This window comes from Nonomuraea sp. NPDC049607 (assembly GCF_040675375.1).
GTDB lineage: Bacteria > Actinomycetota > Actinomycetes > Streptosporangiales > Streptosporangiaceae > Nonomuraea.
The window spans coordinates 226,945-244,563 of the sequence record NZ_JBFAOV010000015.1; the positions used below are offsets into that span (position 1 = coordinate 226,945).

The following is a 17,619-nucleotide window of genomic DNA, read 5'->3' on the forward strand; positions in this document are numbered from 1 at the left end:
GGTGACAGGCAAGGCGCAGCCGTCCAGGGCGCGGCCTGTGTGGGTGGCGGGCGCCCTGGTCGTGCTGGCCCTCACGATGGTCGCCGGGCTGCTCGGCGGCGCGGCGGACATCTCGCCGTGGCAGGTGGTCCTCCAGGTGGTGGACTGGCTGCCGTTCGTCTCGGCCGACTCGGGCCTCGCGCCGGTCGAGCAGGGCCTGCTGTACGAGCTGCGCCTGCCCAGGGTGCTCGTCGCCGCGGTCGTGGGCGGCCTGCTGGCCATGGCCGGCGCCGGGTACCAGGGCGTGTTCCGCAACCCGCTGGCCGACCCGTACCTGCTGGGGGCCGCCTCCGGCGCCGGGCTGGCCACGACGCTGGCCATCGTGCTGCTGCCCGGCGCCGGCGCGAGCATCCCGGTCGCCGCCTTCGCGGGGGCGGTGGGCGGGGTGTTCCTGGCGTACACGCTGGGCAACGCCGCCGGCCGCTCCGGCGGCCCCGGCGGCGGCACCGCGACCCTGGTGCTGGCCGGGGTCGCGGTCACGTCGTTCCTGACCGCGATCCAGACGTTCGTCCAGCAGCTCAAGGTCGAGGAGCTGGAGCGCATCTATTCCTGGATCCTCGGCGACGTCGGCGGCGGATGGGACCAGCTCCTGCTGGTCCTGCCGTACGCCGCGGTCTCCTCCGTCCTGCTCCTGCTGCACGGCAGGATGCTGGACGTGCTCAGCGTCGGCGACGAGGAGGCCGGCAGCCTCGGCGTACGGGCCGGCCGGGTACGCCTGACCGTCCTCGTGGCCGCCTCCCTGGCCACCGCGTCGGCCGTCGCGGTCAGCGGGCTCATCGGGTTCGTCGGCGTGGTCGTGCCGCACGTCGTCCGGCGGCTGGCGGGCGGGTCGTACCGGATCGTGCTGCCGCTGTCGCTCATCGGCGGCGCGGCCTTCCTCGTGGCGGCCGACCTCATCGCCCGTACCGTGATCGCGCCGGCCGAGCTGCCCATCGGGGTCGTCACGATGTTCGTCGGGGCGCCGTTCTTCGTCGGCGTCCTGCGCATGACCAGGCGGGTGGCCACGTGATCGGCGTATCGGCCCTGTCGGTGCGCCTGGGCGAGCGCGACGTGCTGACCGGCGTGGACGCGCACGTCCGGCGCGGCGAATGGCTGGCGATCATCGGGCCCAACGGCGCGGGCAAGTCCACGCTGCTCAAGACCGTCATGGGCGCGATCGTCCCGCACCGCGGCGAGGTCGTGCTCGACGAGCGCCCGCTCGCCGCGCTCAAGCCCCGCGAGCGCGCCAGGCTGCTGGCCTACGCCCCGCAGACGCCCGCCCTGCCGCCCGACATGACGGTCTTCGACTACGCCCTGCTGGGGCGCACGCCGTACATCCCCTACCTGGGACGGGAGAGCGGGCACGACCGTGACGTGACCGCGTCCGTGCTGGACCGGCTGGACCTGACCTCCTTCGCCGGACGCCGCGTCGGCGAGCTGTCCGGCGGCGAGCGCCAGCGCGTCGTGCTGGCCAGGGCGCTGGCCCAGCAGGCCCCCGTGCTGCTGCTCGACGAGCCCACCACCGCGCTCGACCTCGGCCACCAGCAGCAGGTGCTGGAGCTGGTCGACCGCCTGCGGCGCGCCGACGGCCTGACCGTCGTCACCACCCTGCACGACCTGACCGTCGCCGGCCTGTACGCCGACTCCCTGATGCTGCTGGCCGACGGCCGCGCCGCCGCCGCCGGCCGCCCCGACCAGGTGCTCACCGAGGCGCTGATCGGACGGCACTTCGAGGCCCGTGTCAAGATCGAGCCGGGCCCGGACGGCCGGCCCGTGGTCCACCTGGTACGAGGGGGAACGTGAAGCTGACCTATCGCGTGGAGGAGGGCACCCGGCTGGGGTCCCTGCTGTGGGAGTTCGGGCCCGGCTTCCGCATGATCTCCTCGGCCATGCTGGGCGGCGGCATCGGCCCCCGCGAATGGGTGCTGAACGCCCAGGTCGTGGCCGGTTACGCGCGGATGGACCCGGTCGACCACCTGGTCGAGCTGGGCCCGCCCGGCCCCGGCGTCGGCATGCTGACCGCCGCCTCCGTCGACCGGTACGTACGGGCCGCCGACGGGGGAGCGGAGGCCGTGGCCACCGTCGGGCTCCGCGTCCCCACCTGGGCCGCAGCCCCCGAGGGCACCGCCGACCCCGAACTCGCCCCCATGCGGGCGGGGACCGTCAACATCGTGACCGTCCTGCCCGTCGCCATGACCGACGCCGCCCTGGTGAACCTGGTCATGACGGTCACCGAGGCCAAGACCCAGGCGCTGATCGAGGCCGGCTACCCCTGCACGGGCACCGCCTCGGACGCCGTCTGCGTGGTCGTCCCGCAGGACGGGCCGGAGCAGGTGTTCGGCGGCCCCCGCTCGGAGTGGGGCGCCCGCGCGGCCCGCGCCGTCCACACCGCCGTCCGCCGCGGCGCCGAGGCGTGGCGACCTGGTGTCTACAGGTGACTATCTTCGGGAAGTACGATGTCGACGAGGGCGTGACTCCCGATACTGAGTGGGTGACCGCATTGGCGATCGAACCGACAACGAGGCGCACCGTTTCTCCTGGCACGGCGCCGTTCACAGTCGACGACCTGCTCAGGTTCCCCGACGACGGGAACCGTTACGAGCTCTTCAATGGGAGCCTAGTAGTGAGCCCTGCCCCCACCCCCCTGCACCAGCGAGTGATCTTCCGGCTGCAGTGCATCCTCGACGAAGCGGCCCCTCCGGGGCTGGAGCCCTTGTCGACTGTCAACGTCCGTCCTGGAGAGAAGGACTTCTACATCCCTGACCTCGTCGTCGTGCCGGAGAAGGCGAGTGAGTCGGTGCCGCTCATGTTCGCCCCCAGCGACCTGCTGCTGGCAGTGGAGGTGGTCAGCCCCGGCACCCGGGCCTTCGACAGGAACACCAAGGCGGCGGCCTACGCGGCAGCCGGAATCCCCGTCTACTGGCGGGTGGAGCCCGACGAGGGGCCGACGCTCTACGTCTACGAGCTCGACGACGACTCCTACAAGGGGCCCGTCGCGTATGAGGCGGGCACCACGGTCAGTCTCTCGGCGCCCTATCCAGTGAGTTTCGACCCGGCCGTCCTGACCGGTCCCCGGGGGTCGAAGCCGTAGTCGTTCGCGGCGCCTTCGGCGGTGATGTGGCCTGACTCCAGGTCGGCCAGGATCGCCGCCGGGTCCCTTTCCGACGGGGGGCCGAGGCCACCGCCGCCCGTGGTCTCCACGACGAACGCCTCGCCCGCCGCGAACCGCACGTTGTTGACCTTCGAGGCCAGGCGTTCCAGCCGCCCGTCCAGGTGGCGCTTGTGGAAGCCGCCCACCCTGCCGGGCAGGCCGCCGTCCCGGCCCGGGGGCGGGAGGCGGAGGCGGTCGCCGCGGGTGGTGACGTGGCAGTCGGCCAGGAAGCGGTAGACGGTACGCGAGCCGAGCCCGCCCCGGAAGCGGCCGGGGCCGCCGGAGTCGGCGATCGTCCCGACCGACTCCACGACCAGCGGGCAGCGGCTCTCCACCGGCTCGGCCTGCGGTACCGAGTTGCGGCCGATGCCGAAGTGCACGCCCGTCGCGTCGGGCCCGTCCAGCCCCTGCCGGGCGCCCACCCCGCCGAAGTCGTAGGACAGGTGGATCCAGTACGGCGCCCCCACCGCGGCGATCGAGAACGGCTGGAGGATCCCGCTGGCCGCGATCGCGCGGTCCGGCATCGCGTCCGACATCGCCTGGAACACGGCCTCCATGGCGGCGTAGATGGGGACGTACCGGCCGCCGCAGGGGTACGGGGAGCGGGCGTTGAGCAGGGAGCCCTCCGGCAGCACGACCTCGATCGCGCGCAGGCAGCCGTCGTTCATCGGGATCGTCGGGTCCAGGAAGCAGCGCACCGCGAAGACGGCCGCCGCCAGCGACTGCGACGCCGAGGCGTTGATCGCGGCGGGCACCTGCGGCCCGGTGCCGGTGAAGTCGAGGACGGCCGCCTCGCCCCCGAGCGTGACGGCGACCCGTACGTCGTGCGCCACCCCCGGCCGCATCCCGTCGTCGTCGATCGGGTACGACGCCTCGAACCGCCCCCGGGGCAGCTCCGCCAGCGCGGCGCGGGTCCGGGTCTCGGTGTGGTCCAGGTAGTCCGCGACGCCCGCGGCCAGGCCCTCCTCTCCGTACTCGGCCAGCAGGGCCTCCACGCGGGAGGCGGCCACCGCCGTCCCGGCGACCAGGGCCCGGACGTCGCCCATGACCTTGTCGGGCGTGCGGCTGTTGGCCCGCAGGACGGCCTCCACGGCGGGTTCGAGTCCGTCCCGGGTGGCCAGGCGGACCGGCGGGAGCTGGAGCCCTTCGAGGAAGATGTCGGTGGCCAGCGGGGCCATGCCGCCGGCCGACAGCCCGCCCAGGTCGGAGACGTGGATCATGGTGGCGGTGAAGTACGCCGGGACCCCGCCGGCGAACACCGGCCGGTAGACCAGCAGGTCGTTGGTGTGCACGCCGCCCCGGTAGGCGTCGTTGAGCGCGTACGCCTCGCCGGGCCGCATGGTGTGCGGCGGGATGTCCTTCAGCAGCTCGGGCAGGGCGACCTTCAGGGCCATGCTGTTCATCAGCGTGGTCGCCATGGACTGCGCGACCAGCCGTCCGCCGGCGTCCAGGATCGCCGCCGAGGCGTCGGACCCCTCCACGATGAACGTCGAGTACGCCGACCGCACCACCACGATGCTGGCCTCCTCGGCCGCCACGACCAGCGCGTTCCTCAGCACCTCGGCGGTCAGGGCGTCGTTCACGCGGCGCCCTCCAGGGTCAGGCGCACGGCGCCCGACACCTCGTACGAGGCCAGCCAGCCGGGCGGGACCACGATCGTGGATCCGGCGTCCTCCACGATCGCCGGGCCGCGCACCCGGTCCAGGGTCCGGCGGGTGTGCACGGGAACGTCGACCCACCCCCCGGCCTCGGGGAAGTACGCCCTCCTGCGGCCCTCCGCGTCCCCATCAGACCCAGGTGCGGCGGGCGTGGCAGGCGTGGCGGGCGTGGCGGCGTCGGTGACGCGGACGCGGTAGCTGACCAGCTCGATCTCCCCCTGCTGAACAATCCCATACACCTGCGCATATTTCGCGAAGAATCGCGCCGCCAGCTTCTCCCGCGACTCCGACCAGTCCACGGTCAGGTCGTGCGACTGCCCCTTGAACCGCACGTCCACCGACCGCGTCACCCGCACCTCCGCGAGGCCCAGGTCGGCGGCGGCGTCGGCGGCCAGGTCGGCGAAGATCCGCTCCGGGTCGCCGGCGTCCAGGCGCGACAGCACCCGGTCCGTCGACAGCGCCCCCGACAGCAGCCCGGCCGCCGAGGCCACCCCGCAGTGGGCGGGCACCACCACCGTCGCGATCCCGAACCGCCGCGCCACCCCGGCCGCGTGCATCGGTCCCGCGCCCCCGAACGCCACCAGCGCGAACCCCCGCGGGTCGATCCCGCGCTGCACCGTCACCACGTGCACGGCGGCGGCCATCGAGGCGTTCACGATCTCGTGCACGGCGTGCGCCGCCTCCTCCCGCGACACGCCGAGCGGCCCGGCCAGCCGGTCCAGGGCCTTGGCCGCGAGGGACGCCGAGAGCGGGATCGAGGCGGAGGAGAGGTAGCCGAGCACGAGGTCGGCGTCGGTGACCGTCGGCTCGCCGCCGCCGAGCCCGTAGCAGGCGGGCCCGGGGGAGGAACCGGCCGACCGCGGCCCGACGCGCAGCGCGCCCGCCGGGTCCAGCCACGCGAGGCTGCCGCCGCCCGCGCCGACCTCGGCCAGGTCGATGGCCGGCGTCTTGATCGGCACGCCGGTGCCCGCCCGCCGCCCGCCGAAGCTGCCCTTGCCGCCCACGTGGAACTCGTGCGTGATCTCCGGACGCCCTCCGCGCACCGCGCACGCCTTGGCCGTCGTGCCGCCCATGTCGAACGAGATCACGTCCGGCAGCCCGGTCCCGGCCGCCGCCAGCACCCCGGCGGCCGGGCCCGACTCGATGGTGGACACCGCGCGCCGGGCGGCCAGCTCGGCCGAGACCACCCCGCCGCCGGACTCCATGACGTGGACGGGCGCGCTGATCCCGATCGCGGCCAGGCGCTCGCGCAGGCGCGACAGGTAGGAGGTCATCAGCGGGCCGATGTAGGCGGACATGATGGTGGTGGTGGCGCGCTCGTACTCGCGGATCTCGGGCCAGATCTCGCAGGAGGCCACCACGTGCGGCACGTGCTCGCGCAGGATCGACGCGGCCCGCCGTTCGTGGGCGGGCTCGGCGTAGGAGTGCAGCAGGCAGACGGCCGCCGAGGTGATGCCGCGCCGGGTGATCTCCGCCGCGGCCCGCCGTACCGACGCGGGGTCCAGGGGCTCCAGGACGGCACCGCGGGCCGAGACGCGCTCGTCCACCTCGAAGCAGTCGCCGGGCGCGACCGGGGGAGGGGGCGGGGTGAAGCGCAGGTCGTACCGGTCCTCCTCGACGCGGGCGTAGCGGCCGAGCGGGACGGCGGCGCGGAAGCCCCGGGTGGTCACGAACGCCACCCGCGCGCCCGTGCGTTCGAGCACGGCGTTGGTCGCCAGCGTGGTGGCGTGCACGACCCGGGTGACCTGGGCGGGGTCCACGGACCCGAGCGCGCGAGTAACGCCGGTGAGTATGCCCGCGATGGGGTCGTCGTGGGTGCTCAGACACTTGGCCACCGCGGTGACGCCGCCGGGGCCGCTCAGGACCACGTCAGTGAAGGTGCCGCCGACATCGACGCCGATCGCGAACCCCATCCCGGTACGTTAAGTCCCCGAGCAAGCGCTTGTCTATGTATTGATCCCTTGACTTACGGCATCTGATTGGGAACCTGGACCTATTCAGTGTTTGGAGCGAAGATGGCGCGCATCACAGCTCTGGCGGGCGGCGTGGCGGCGGTCCTCGTGCTGCTCGCGATCCCCCTGCTCGCGGCCCCCGCCGCCGCCCACAACCATCCGAGCGGGATCACCGACCTGGTGACGCCGGCCGTGGTGCGGGTGGAGGCGGTGTCCCACGTCGAGATCACCCTGCTCGACCACATCGGCGAGCTGAAACACGTGGAGCGCTCCTACGACCTGCCGTTCGCGTCGGGCACCGGGGCCGTCGTCAACCCCGAGGGCGACGTCGTCACGCTCAGGCGCAACGCCGTCAACCCGGACGACGTCGCGATCTACGCCGCCAACAAGATCTTCGCCGAGCACCACAAGGTCAAGATCCCGCTCGACTACAAGAAGCACACCCTCAAGGACGACCAGCTCAACCACCACCTGCAGGAGTGCTACCCGCCGAAGACCAGCACCGCCACCTGCATCATCGACGTCACCACCGACATCACGGTGTTCCCCAACGTCTCGCCGCCGAGCGCGGGCCTGAAGTACAAGTGCATCAAGGCCGGCAAGACCCCCGACACCCCCGCCGTGCTGGTCCCGCTCACGCCCGCCGCCGGCAGCGTCGGCATGCCGACCGCGCCGCTCGCCGACAAGGTGCCCGACCAGGAGGGCTCGCCGACCAACGTGGCCGGCTTCACGGGCCGTCCCGGGCCCGGCGTCCAGGAGACCGTGCAGATCGCCCACCTGGCCAAGGGCGGCCAGGCCGGCGCGACCGGCAGGCCGTTCGCCGACCCGGAGAAGAAGGTCGACGAGCCGGTCAAGCTGGGCGCCCTGGTCGACCAGGGCCTGGCCGGCGCGCCGGTGATCGGCGACAAGGACGGGCACGTCATCGGCCTGCTCATCGGCGGCGGCAAAGAGGCCACCATGCTGGGCGTCAGGGAGATCACCGCCACCCTCGCCGCGGCCAAGGTCGCGCCGCGCAGGGGCGCGATCGACACCGCCTTCGAGGCCGCGCTGACCCGCTACCACACCAAGTACTACACCGAGGCCGCGCCGGGCTTCCAGCGCGTGCTGGAGCTGTATCCCGGCAACGTGGTGGCCGCCACGCTGCTCAAGACGTCCCTGGCCAAGCGCGGCGGGCCCGAGGACCAGGGCACCAAGCAGGCCGTGGCCCCCGTGTCGCGGTCGACGCCGATATGGCCCTTCCTGGTGGCGGCCGGGGTGCTGTTCATCGCCGCGGGCGGCGGGGTGTACCTGCTGTGGCGGCGGCGGGCGCCGGACAGACCGGCCGAACTGCCCGAGCCCCTGGCGGCGGCCCCGCCGTTCGACGACGCCGGGAGCCAGACCGTCGTCGTACGGCGCTCGCAGCCGTTCCAGATGGTCCCGCAGCAGCAGCAGGTGATGACCGCCCCCGACACGCCGCCGGTCAAGTACTGCACCTCGTGCGGCATGAGGCTCGGCCCGGCCCACCGATTCTGCGGCTACTGCGGCCATCCCATCGAGACGTGATGCAATTGAACGACAGATCGCTCATCGGCCAGGAGGTGGCCGGGTACTACATCGAGGACATCGTCGGCAAGGGCGGCATGGCCGTCGTCTACCTGGCGCTCGACCCCCGGCTCAGCCGCCGCGTGGCGCTGAAGATCCTCAACCCGGTGCTCTCCGTGGACGACCGGTTCCGCCAGCGGTTCATCCTGGAGTCCAGGACGGTCGCCAGCATCGAGCACCCCAACATCATCCCCATCTACGAGGCCAACGCCGACGCCGACGGCGTCCTGTACATCGCCATGCGCTACGTGGACGGCCTCGACCTGCGCAGGCTCATCTACGACCGGGGTCCGCTGCCGATCGCCCAGGCCAACCAGATCTTCGCCCAGACGGCCGCCGCGCTCGACGCCGCGCACGCCCACGACCTGATCCACCGCGACGTGAAGCCGGCCAACATCCTGCTCGCCGGCGACCACGTCTACCTGACCGACTTCGGCATCACCAAGCACCGCTCGTCGATCTCCGGCCTGACCCAGACCGACCAGTTCATCGGCACGCCCCGGTACATGTCGCCCGAGCAGATCAACAAGGAGCACATCGACGGCCGGTGCGACCAGTACGCGCTGGCCTGCGTGGTCTACGAGGCGCTGAGCGCGCGGCTGCCGTTCCAGCGGGAGAACGACATCGCGCTGCTGTGGGCGCACCTGGCCGAGCAGCCGGTGCCGCTGACGCAGCTGCGGCCCGAGCTGCCGCCGCAGGTGGACACCGTGATGTCGCGCGCGCTGGCCAAGGCGCCCGAGGAGCGCTACGCCACCTGCTCCGAGTTCGTGACCGCGCTGCGCGACGCGATCAGCGGCCAGGACGCCGAGCCGGGCGGCCGGCACCCCTCGGGGCCCCACCCGGTCCCGCACGCGGCGCCGGTTCCGGGGCCGGTTCCGGGGCCGGCCACAGGGCCCCGTACCGGGCCTCAGGCGGCCCCTCAGACCGGATCGCGGCTCAGTCCGTACGCGGTGCCGCAGACCGGCCCGCACGGCCTGGGACAGCCCTCCGGGCCGCACGCGGCCAACCCGCACAGCGCGGCCCCCACCCATCCCACGGCCCCGGCCAGGCGTCCGGGGCGGCTGCCGATCGTCGCCGTCACACTGGTGGCCGCCGTGGCCGCGCTGGCGCTGGTCGCGATGATCATCTTCAACCACCGCGGCGACACCTGGTCGCGCTACGCCGCCAGCGCCGCCGCGCCGCTCGCCTTCGACTACCCCGGCGACTGGACCGCGCGCACCCACCAGGACCTGTTCGCGGTGGCCTCGCCGCACGCCACCGAGTTCGAGTCGCTGTTCGTGGCCGGTCCGGGGGCCGACTGGTCGGCCGTCTCCCAGATCGTCGCCGACGACCCCGACAGCGCCGTGGGCGTGTACGTCCAGGTCTCCGACACCCTCGACGCGGGCGGCGACTCCGAGCAGATGAAGAGCAAGATGGACAACCTGCTGCCCGGCCAGGTGGACCTGGGCAAGCCGGTCCAGGACCAGGCGGGCGACAGCCCGGCCACCCGCTTCGACGGCGCGCTGCACGACCCGGCCAGCGGCACCCGGCTCGGATTCGTCAGCTACGTCATCGACCGGCAGCCCAAGACCATGCTCGTGATGTACTTCTGTGCCAGGAACACCTGCGACGACGCGGTCCAGACGCGTATCAGGCAGAGCGTGCGCCCTTCGTAGACTTGTAACTGACTTGTGCCCGGCTTGACCTGGGTGTCCAAGCCGGGCATCCGGCGTCTACCCTCCGCGTGTGGGCATACGAATCGTCATCGCCGACGACCAGGCGATGGTCAGGGCCGGGTTGCGCATGGTCGTCGAGAGCGACCCCGGCATGGAGGTCGTCGGCGAGGCCGGCGACGGACGCGAGGCCATCGCGGTGGCCCGCCGCACGAGACCCGACATCGTCCTCATGGACATCTCCATGCCCCGGCTCGACGGGCTCGCCGCGGCCAAGGAACTGCTCGACACCCCCTCGCCGCCCAAGGTCATCACGCTGACCACGTTCGACACCGACGAGAACCTCTACGCCGCGTTGCGCGCCGGGACCAGCGGGTTCCTGCTCAAGGTGTCGCCGCCCGAGCAGCTCCTGGAGGCGATCAGGGTGGTGCACTCCGGTGACGCGCTGCTCGACCCGGCCGTGACCAGCCGGGTCATCGCCACGTTCGCCGGGCGCGCCGACCCCACGCCCTCGCCGATGCTGGCCGAGCTGACGCCGCGCGAGCTGGAGGTGCTGCGGCTGCTGGCCAGGGGCCTGACGAACGCCGAGATCGCCAGAGACCTGTACGTCGGCGAGGCCACCGTCAAGACGCACGTGGCCAGGGTGCTGATGAAACTGTGCCTGCGGGACCGGGCCCAGGCGGTCGTCTTCGCCTACGAATCAGGGGTTGTGCGCCCGGGTGCGGCCTGAGGTTTGACGGACAGGGGGGTACGTATGTGTATATTTTCCGTGAGAAGGCGGTAGTAACAGGAGATATTTCATGCCATCGTTCCCCCGAGTGCTGTTCGACGAGGCCCACAGCGAGTCGTGGACCATCCGCCGCGACGTCGCCGAGACCATCAATCCCGCCCACCCCGACGACAACAGCTACGCGCGCGCGGCCGCCGTGCTGCGCCATCTGGGGCACGACGTGCTCGCCCACACCGAGGGCTCCCTGACGGCCGGGACCCTGGCCGGCCAGGACGTGCTGGTGATCGCCCACCCGTCCGGCGACCGGTGGGAGCGCACCACCGGCCAGGGCAGCCCCGTCTTCGCCGCCGCCGAGCTGGACGCCGTCGAGTCGTTCGTGGCCGAGGGCGGCGGGCTCGTGGTGCTGGCCGAGGAGGAGCAGGACAAGTACGGCAACAATGTCGCCGAGCTGCTCTCCCGCTTCGGGGTGGGCGTCGGTCACACGACCGTGCGCGACCCGGGGAACGCCCACCGCGAGGTCGCGACCTGGGTGCTCGGCGAGCGTGCCACGGGCGACGGCGTGCTGGCCGGCGTCCAGCGGGCCTGCTTCTACCGCTCGGGCGTGCTGACCGCTCCCGAGGAGGCGACGGTCCTGTTCGCCACCTCGGCCACCGCCGACCCGGCGGGCGCGCCGCTGGCCGTCGCCCTGCGGCACGGCAAGGGCCGGGTCGTCGTGTTCGCCGACTCCGACCTGTTCGGCGACGACTCGATCGAGGACTACGACCACCGCAGGCTCTGGGGCAACGTGATCACCTGGGCCGCCCGCGTCCCCGGCGGCGACGAGGCCGCCGGAGCCCGGGACGAGGCCAAGGCCGCCCTGTTCGCCCGGCTCAAGGAGGCCGTGGAGGAGCTGAGGCCGCTGCAGGTCAAGGACGGCTCGGTGCCGGAGGAGAAGGAGCGGGCCAAGGCGCTGGTCGCCGAGATCGGCCGCCGCGTGGCCGAGATCTCGCCCTATTTCCCCCATGACGCCGCCTACCTCCAGGCCGTCCAGGACGACCTGGCCGCCTGGGCCGACCAGGACCTCGGCGTGCCCGACTTCCTCGGCGCCCTCGACCTGTTCCACCCCGACACCCAGCGCGTGGACGGCCTGGAGCACGTCGTGGTGTTCCCCATGTACACCCAGAACGGCAACCTCGACCGCAACCTCGAAGCCGTCTGGATCCGGACGATCTGGCCCGACTGGCTGGCCCGGCTGGAGGCCGGCGGCTACGACAACCCGATGTTCGTGCCGATCGCGTTCGAGGACTTCACCTCCGGCTACGACACCCACTCGGCCGTGCTGTTCCCCGAGACGGTCGCGGTGCGCCAGGCGCCCGCCCGCTTCACCTGGGGCGGCATCTTCGCCGACCGCGAGGCCGCCAGGTTCCGGCGGGTCTCGGCGGCGGCCGCCGCCACCCTCAGGCTCGACCTGCCGCCGGACGCCGCCCGCCTGCTGGACTCCCAGCAGCTCGCCCAGGACACGTTCGTGCTGTGGGACCTGATCCACGACCGCACGCACAGCCACGGCGACCTGCCGTTCGACCCGTTCATGATCAAGCAGCGGATGCCGTACTGGCTGTACTCGCTGGAGGAGCTGCGCTGCGACCTGACCGCGTTCGGCGAGGCCGTGGAGCTGGAGGCCAAGGGCGTGCCGCACGCCCGGTACGTCCAGCTCGCGATCCTGTTCGACCGGCTGTTCAGGTTCCCGGTCACCGGTGACCGGGTGCGCAACTACGATGGGCTCGGCGGCCAGCTGCTCTTCGCCTACCTGCACCGCAACGACATCGTCCGCTGGACCGACAACCGGCTCACGATCGACTGGGAGCGCGTCGCCGACGGCGTGGCCGACCTGCGGGGCGAGGTCGAGAAGTTGTACCGCGACAGCATCGACCGCTCCAAGCTGGCGCACTGGCTGGCCGCGCACGAGCTGGTCGGCGCGTACGTGCCGCCGGCCCCCGGCTCGGTGTGGGCCAAGGGCGTGCAGGCGCTGCCCGAGGAGCAGAAGGCCAAGGTGGACGCGGTGCTGCCGGACGAGTTCCCGCTCAGCATGTTCTACGAGGCCCTGCGCCGTAAGCTGACAGACGTGGTCGATTCGACTAAGGGGATCCGCGCATGATCATCCTGGTGACGGGGGCCGGCGGCCCCACGGGAGAGGCCGTTTCCGAGCACTTCCGCAAGCAGGGGCACACCGTGATCGGGGTCGACAAGGACGACGTCGACCTGCTCGACCGCGCGGCCGTCCAGGACCTGGCGGCGCGGATCGACGCCGAGCACGGCCGGGTCGACGGCGTCGTCCACCTGGTCGGCGGCTGGCGCGGCTCGCGCACGTTCGCCGACACCAGCCTGGAGGACTGGGACGTCCTGCACGACCTGCTGATCCGCACGCTCCAGCACGTGTCGCTGGCCTTCGAGCCGCTGCTGCGCAAGAGCGACAACGGCCGGTTCGTCATCGTCTCGGCCAAGGCCGCCCAGCGCCCCACGGCGGGCGGCGCGGCCTACTCCGCGGCCAAGGCGGCCTCGGAGGCGTGGACGCTCTCCCTGGCCGACGCGCTGTCCGGCACGAACGCGGCAGCGGTCATACTGGTGGTGAAGGCCCTGGTCAACGACGCCATGAGGGCCGCGAAGCCGGAGGCGAAGTTCCCCGGCTTCACCGACGTCGGCGACCTGGCGGAGGCGATCGCCGACCTCTACGACCGCCCCGCCGCAGACATCAACGGCACCCGATTGGACCTCACTTCTTGATCCCCCGGCACGACCCCCAGCTCAAGGCGTTCGCCAGCGACAACTACGCCGGCGTGCACCCGGAGATCCTCCAGGCCATCGTCCAGGCCAACGGCGGTCACCAGATCGCCTACGGCGACGACGTCTACACCGAGGCGCTGCAGCAGGTGTTCCAGCGGCACTTCGGCGACCGGGCGCGGGCCTGGCCGGTCTTCAACGGCACGGCGGCGAACGTCGTCTCGCTGCGCGCGATGACCGCCCACTGGGAGGCGGTCGTCTGCGCCGAGAGCGCGCACATCCACACCGACGAGGGCGGCGCCCCCGAGGTGGCGGGCGGCATCAAGCTGCTCACCGTGCCCACGCCCGACGGCAAGCTCACCCCCGAGCTGATCGACCGCCAGGCGTGGGGCTTCGGCGACGTGCACCGGGCCCAGCCCAAGGTGGTGTCGATCTCCAACACCACCGAGTGGGGCACGGTCTACACGCCCGAGGAGATCGCCGCGATCTGCGCGCACGCGCACGAGCTCGGCCTGCTCGTCCACCTCGACGGCTCGCGGCTGACCAACGCCGCCGCCGCGCTCGACGTGCCGATGCGGGCCCTGACCACCGACGCGGGCGTGGACGTCCTGTCCTTCGGCGGCACCAAGATCGGCCTGCTGTACGGCGAGGCCGTCGTGGTGCTCAACCCGGAGGCGGCCACCGGCGTCGACTACATCCGCAAGACGTTCATGCAGCTGTCGTCCAAGATGCGGTTCGTCTCGGCCCAGTTCGAGGCGCTGCTCTCGGGCGACCTGTGGCTGCGCAACGCCCGGCAGGCCAACGCCATGGGACGGCGGCTGGCCGAGGCCGTGGCGCGCATCCCCGGCGTCACGGTGCCCCGGCCCGTCGAGGCCAACGCGGTCTTCGCGATCCTGCCCAAGGACGTGACCGAGCGGCTGCAGAAGCGCTTCCGCTTCTACACCTGGAACGAGGCGACCGGCGAGGTGCGCTGGATGTGCTCCTTCGACACCACCGAGGCGGACGTCGACGCGTTCGCGGCGGCGGTCGCCGAGGAGATGCGGGCCTGACCGGCGGCCTCCTGACCGGCGGTCAGGAGGCCGTCCGCTCCACCGGAGCCGTCAGGAGGCGTGCCGTTCCGCCTGGGTGGCCAGGCGGGCGGCCTGCCAGCCGCCCATCCCGTGCACGCCGGGGCCCGGCGGCGTGGCGGAGGAGCAGAGGAACACCCCCGGCAGCGGGGTGCGCCACGGCGCGGGCGACCAGACCGGCCGCCGCACGAACTGGACCAGGTCGTTGAGCCCGCCGCCGATGTCGCCGCCGACCAGGTTGGGGTTGGCCGCCTCCAGGCCGGCCGGGCCCGTCGCGTGCCTGGCCAGCACCCGGTCGCGGAAACCGGGCGCGTAGCGTTCGATCTGGGCCTCGACGGCGTCCGTCATGTCCGCCGGCGAGCCGTTGGGGACGTGGCAGTAGGCCCACAGCGTGTGCCCGCCCCTGGTCGGATCGGCCGCGTACGGCTGCACGACCAGCACGTACGGGCGGGGCGAGAGCCGTCCGGCGGCGATCTCGGCCTCGGCGAGCGTGATCTCCTCCAGCGTGCCGCCGAGGTGCACGGTCCCGGCCCGCGCGACCTCCGGGTCACGCCACGGCACCGGCCCGTCGAGCGCCCAGTCCAGCTTGAAGACGCCGGGCCCGTACCGGTAGCGGCGCAGGCTCCGGCGATACCCGGCGGGCAGGTCGGCCATCGCGAGGAACTGCCGGGGCGTCACGTCGAGCACCACCGTCCGGGCGTCGAGCTCGTCGAGCCGCTCGACCCGGTGGCCGGTGACCGCCTCGCCGCCCAGCGACCTCAGCTCGGCCACCAGGGCGTCGGCCAGCATCTGCGAGCCGCCGCGCACGACCGGCCAGCCGACTAGGTGCGCCAGCGCCCCGAGCACCAGCCCGTAGCCGGCGCTGGTGGGGGAGCGCAGGTCGAGCATGGCGTGCGCGGACAGCCCGGCCAGCAGCGCCCGCCCCTCGACGGTCCGCAGCGCCCCCCGGCCGAACGTCGTGGCCGGCAGCACGGCCGCCGCCCCGAACCCGGCCGCCCGCGCGAACGTGCCAGGACCGGCCCGCCACGGCCCGAGCGGGCTGAGCAGCAGGTCGATGAGCGGGAACCCGCCCCGCGCCGCCGCGCCCGCGGTCGCCCGCCACACCCGGCCGTCCCGGCCCAGCCCCTCGGCCGTACGGGCGGCGTCCCGGTGCAGGAGCACGGCCGGACGGTCGTCGAGCGGATGGGCGGCGGCCACCGGAGGGTGGGCGAACTCGACCCCCTTGAGATCGAGCGCCCGGAACGCGGGCGAGGCCAGCGCCATCGCCATCACGGTGGCGCCCAGGTCGTGGACCCGGCCGGGCAGCGTCAGCTCGCCGGAACGCAGGCCGCCGCCGAACCGGTCGCCCGCCTCCAGCAGCAGCACCTCACGCCCGGCGCGGGCCAGCATGACGGCGGCCATCAGCCCGTTGGGCCCCGAGCCCACGACGACGGTCTCGGCTCCTGCGGTGATCATGGCGCCCGCCCTTCCCGCTCCGGGTCTCCAGCCTCTCACGCGCCCCCGCGCGGGGCTCAGGAGGCCAGGATCGACGGGTACGGCTGCGCGCCACGCTGCCTGAGCAGGTCGGTCATCAGCTTGATCTCACCGGTCTGCCCCTGGACGATCTTCTGGGCCATGCTGACCACCTCGTCCCGCTTGGACAGCTTCAGCAGCCCCTCGGCCATCTCCACGCCGCCCTCGTGGTGGCGGATCATGAGCTGGAGGAACAGCACCTCGGCCTGGACGCCCTGCAGCTCTTTGAGCTTGGCCAGCTCCTGCGGCGAGGCCATGCCCGGCATCGCGCCCGGCATCGCACCCGGCATCGCGCCCGGCGCGGCGGGCGTGGCCCCGTGGCCGTGGCCCGCCATCCAGGCCATCGGCCGCTGGTCGGTCGCCTGACCGAGATCCCACTGCTGCAACCAGCCCTGGAACATGCCGCGCTGGTTGGACTGCGTGGTGATGATGTCGAAGGCGAGGTTCCTGATCTCCTTGGCCGGGCCCTTGTCCCGGATGACGAACGCCATCTCCACGGCCTGCGCGTGATGCGTGGCCATGTCGCGGGCGAACCCGGCTTCGGGCGAGGAGTCTCCGGGAGTGCCGTCCCTGCCGAACAGCAGGGCCGCCGCGGCGGCGAGCACCAGCACGGCGCAGAGGATCAGAACGGGTTTTCTTGCGGGCTTTTCCATGGCCGCTCCAGACTACCCATGCCCCGCGCGAAGCTGTGATCCGACGCTTATGCGCCCCTTATTCTCCGCATACGCCGGTAGGGCATAGGGTGACCGCAGTCAGTACGCCGATGGAGGGACGATGACGAAGGAGAAGGCGCAGGCGAGGCGCGAGCATCTGCAGAAGATGCGGGCCGAGCAGCAGCGCAAACAACGCCGCGCCGCACTGCTCATGTGGGGGACGGGCGGTCTCATCGTCGTGGTCCTCGTCGGCGTGGTCGGGATCTACCTGGTCAACCAGGCCCGCGCGACCTCGCTCGACGCGGTGTCCAGCTACAAGTACGAGGCCGGCCAGCACGTCGCCAAGACGGTCACGTACAAGGAGACCCCGCCCGTCGGCGGCGAGCACAACAACTACTGGCAGCAGTGCGCGGTCTACGACAAGCCGATCCACAACGAGCACGCGGTGCACTCGCTGGAGCACGGCGCGGTCTGGATCACCTACCGCCCCGACCTGCCCAAGGCGCAGATCGACGCGCTGAAGGAAGTGGCGACCTCCACGGGCCAGCAGGACTACATGCTGGTGAGCCCCTACCCGGGCCTGCCCGCGCCGCTGGTCGCCTCGACGTGGGGCCACCAGCTCAAGCTGCAGGACCCCGCCGACCCCAAGCTCAAGGCCTTCATCAAGAAGTACCAGAACGGGGCCGACACCCCTGAGCCGGGCGCCATCTGCGGCGGCCAGGACGCCATCACCACCACGTCCGACCAGGCCCCGCTGCCGCCCGAGCCGACCGGCAACACCCCGATGGAGACGCTCGCTCCCTCGCCCACCCAGTCGAAGTAGCACGCGTTCGGAACACGTCGAAGGGCCCGGCGCCGGCCGGGCCCGTCGACGTGTTCCCGCTAGAG

Annotated in this window: 15 protein-coding genes; 11 read left to right on the plus strand and 4 right to left on the minus strand. The window is 72.6% G+C overall.

Annotated elements, in window-relative coordinates; all coding sequences use genetic code 11:
- Position 1: 1 nt before the first annotated feature.
- The 4 genes from AB0J97_RS28245 to AB0J97_RS28260 are packed head-to-tail and all read left to right on the plus strand — an operon-like array spanning position 2 to position 3,109.
- Positions 2 to 1,048 carry an iron ABC transporter permease gene (locus tag AB0J97_RS28245; RefSeq protein ID WP_357700861.1) on the plus strand — a complete coding sequence of 349 codons (1,047 nt, stop codon included), beginning with the start codon at positions 2 to 4 and terminating at the stop codon, positions 1,046 to 1,048.
- Positions 1,045 to 1,821: an ABC transporter ATP-binding protein gene (locus AB0J97_RS28250; RefSeq protein ID WP_357700859.1), complete on the plus strand. Its 777-nt coding sequence runs from the start codon at positions 1,045 to 1,047 to the stop codon at positions 1,819 to 1,821. Before AB0J97_RS28245 ends, AB0J97_RS28250 begins: the two co-directional genes overlap by 4 nt.
- Complete coding sequence (locus AB0J97_RS28255) at positions 1,818 to 2,456, plus strand: adenosylcobinamide amidohydrolase (RefSeq protein WP_364093723.1); 639 nt, start codon at positions 1,818 to 1,820, stop codon at positions 2,454 to 2,456. The genes AB0J97_RS28250 and AB0J97_RS28255 overlap by 4 nt, the downstream gene beginning before the upstream one ends.
- Positions 2,453 to 3,109, plus strand: coding sequence for a Uma2 family endonuclease (locus AB0J97_RS28260; protein ID WP_364093726.1), 657 nt, complete (start codon positions 2,453 to 2,455; stop codon positions 3,107 to 3,109). The genes AB0J97_RS28255 and AB0J97_RS28260 overlap by 4 nt, the downstream gene beginning before the upstream one ends.
- Here AB0J97_RS28260 and AB0J97_RS28265 read toward each other — a convergent pair.
- Together AB0J97_RS28265 and AB0J97_RS28270 are read right to left on the minus strand one after the other, a co-directional pair.
- The gene (locus tag AB0J97_RS28265; RefSeq protein WP_364093729.1) at positions 3,052 to 4,752 is read right to left on the minus strand and encodes a hydantoinase B/oxoprolinase family protein; all 1,701 of its coding nucleotides are present in this window, start codon (positions 4,750 to 4,752) and stop codon (positions 3,052 to 3,054) included. The genes AB0J97_RS28260 and AB0J97_RS28265 overlap by 58 nt on opposite strands.
- Positions 4,749 to 6,740, minus strand: coding sequence for a hydantoinase/oxoprolinase family protein (locus AB0J97_RS28270; RefSeq protein WP_364093732.1), 1,992 nt, complete (start codon positions 6,738 to 6,740; stop codon positions 4,749 to 4,751). Before AB0J97_RS28270 ends, AB0J97_RS28265 begins: the two co-directional genes overlap by 4 nt.
- A 102-nt stretch (positions 6,741 to 6,842) precedes the next feature.
- Here AB0J97_RS28270 and AB0J97_RS28275 point away from each other — a divergent pair, with 102 nt between their 5' ends.
- The 6 genes from AB0J97_RS28275 to AB0J97_RS28300 all read left to right on the plus strand — a co-directional run bounded on the left by AB0J97_RS28275 (position 6,843) and on the right by AB0J97_RS28300 (position 14,548).
- Complete coding sequence (locus AB0J97_RS28275; protein ID WP_364093737.1) at positions 6,843 to 8,321, plus strand: zinc ribbon domain-containing protein; 1,479 nt, start codon at positions 6,843 to 6,845, stop codon at positions 8,319 to 8,321.
- Positions 8,321 to 10,015, plus strand: a complete 1,695-nt coding sequence (locus AB0J97_RS28280) for a protein kinase (RefSeq protein ID WP_364093762.1) — start codon at positions 8,321 to 8,323, stop codon at positions 10,013 to 10,015. Before AB0J97_RS28275 ends, AB0J97_RS28280 begins: the two co-directional genes overlap by 1 nt.
- A gap of 70 nt (positions 10,016 to 10,085) precedes the next feature.
- The gene (locus AB0J97_RS28285; protein WP_357700847.1) at positions 10,086 to 10,742 is read left to right on the plus strand and encodes a response regulator transcription factor; all 657 of its coding nucleotides are present in this window, start codon (positions 10,086 to 10,088) and stop codon (positions 10,740 to 10,742) included.
- Between the two features lie 70 nt (positions 10,743 to 10,812).
- Positions 10,813 to 12,876, plus strand: a complete 2,064-nt coding sequence (locus AB0J97_RS28290; RefSeq protein WP_364093742.1) for a DUF6421 family protein — start codon at positions 10,813 to 10,815, stop codon at positions 12,874 to 12,876.
- On the plus strand, positions 12,873 to 13,502 hold the full coding sequence (locus AB0J97_RS28295; RefSeq protein ID WP_364093745.1) for an SDR family NAD(P)-dependent oxidoreductase: 630 nt from the start codon (positions 12,873 to 12,875) through the stop codon (positions 13,500 to 13,502). Before AB0J97_RS28290 ends, AB0J97_RS28295 begins: the two co-directional genes overlap by 4 nt.
- The gene (locus AB0J97_RS28300; RefSeq protein ID WP_357700841.1) at positions 13,499 to 14,548 is read left to right on the plus strand and encodes a low specificity L-threonine aldolase; all 1,050 of its coding nucleotides are present in this window, start codon (positions 13,499 to 13,501) and stop codon (positions 14,546 to 14,548) included. The genes AB0J97_RS28295 and AB0J97_RS28300 overlap by 4 nt, the downstream gene beginning before the upstream one ends.
- A 51-nt stretch (positions 14,549 to 14,599) precedes the next feature.
- Here AB0J97_RS28300 and AB0J97_RS28305 read toward each other — a convergent pair whose 3' ends face one another.
- Together AB0J97_RS28305 and AB0J97_RS28310 are read right to left on the minus strand one after the other, a co-directional pair.
- Positions 14,600 to 16,021: an NAD(P)/FAD-dependent oxidoreductase gene (locus AB0J97_RS28305; protein WP_364093750.1), complete on the minus strand. Its 1,422-nt coding sequence runs from the start codon at positions 16,019 to 16,021 to the stop codon at positions 14,600 to 14,602.
- 56 nt (positions 16,022 to 16,077) lie between these two features.
- Positions 16,078 to 16,731: a DUF305 domain-containing protein gene (locus tag AB0J97_RS28310; protein ID WP_364093755.1), complete on the minus strand. Its 654-nt coding sequence runs from the start codon at positions 16,729 to 16,731 to the stop codon at positions 16,078 to 16,080.
- 121 nt (positions 16,732 to 16,852) lie between these two features.
- Here AB0J97_RS28310 and AB0J97_RS28315 point away from each other — a divergent pair, with 121 nt between their 5' ends.
- On the plus strand, positions 16,853 to 17,554 hold the full coding sequence (locus AB0J97_RS28315; RefSeq protein ID WP_357700835.1) for a DUF3105 domain-containing protein: 702 nt from the start codon (positions 16,853 to 16,855) through the stop codon (positions 17,552 to 17,554).
- Positions 17,555 to 17,619 lie beyond the last annotated feature (65 nt).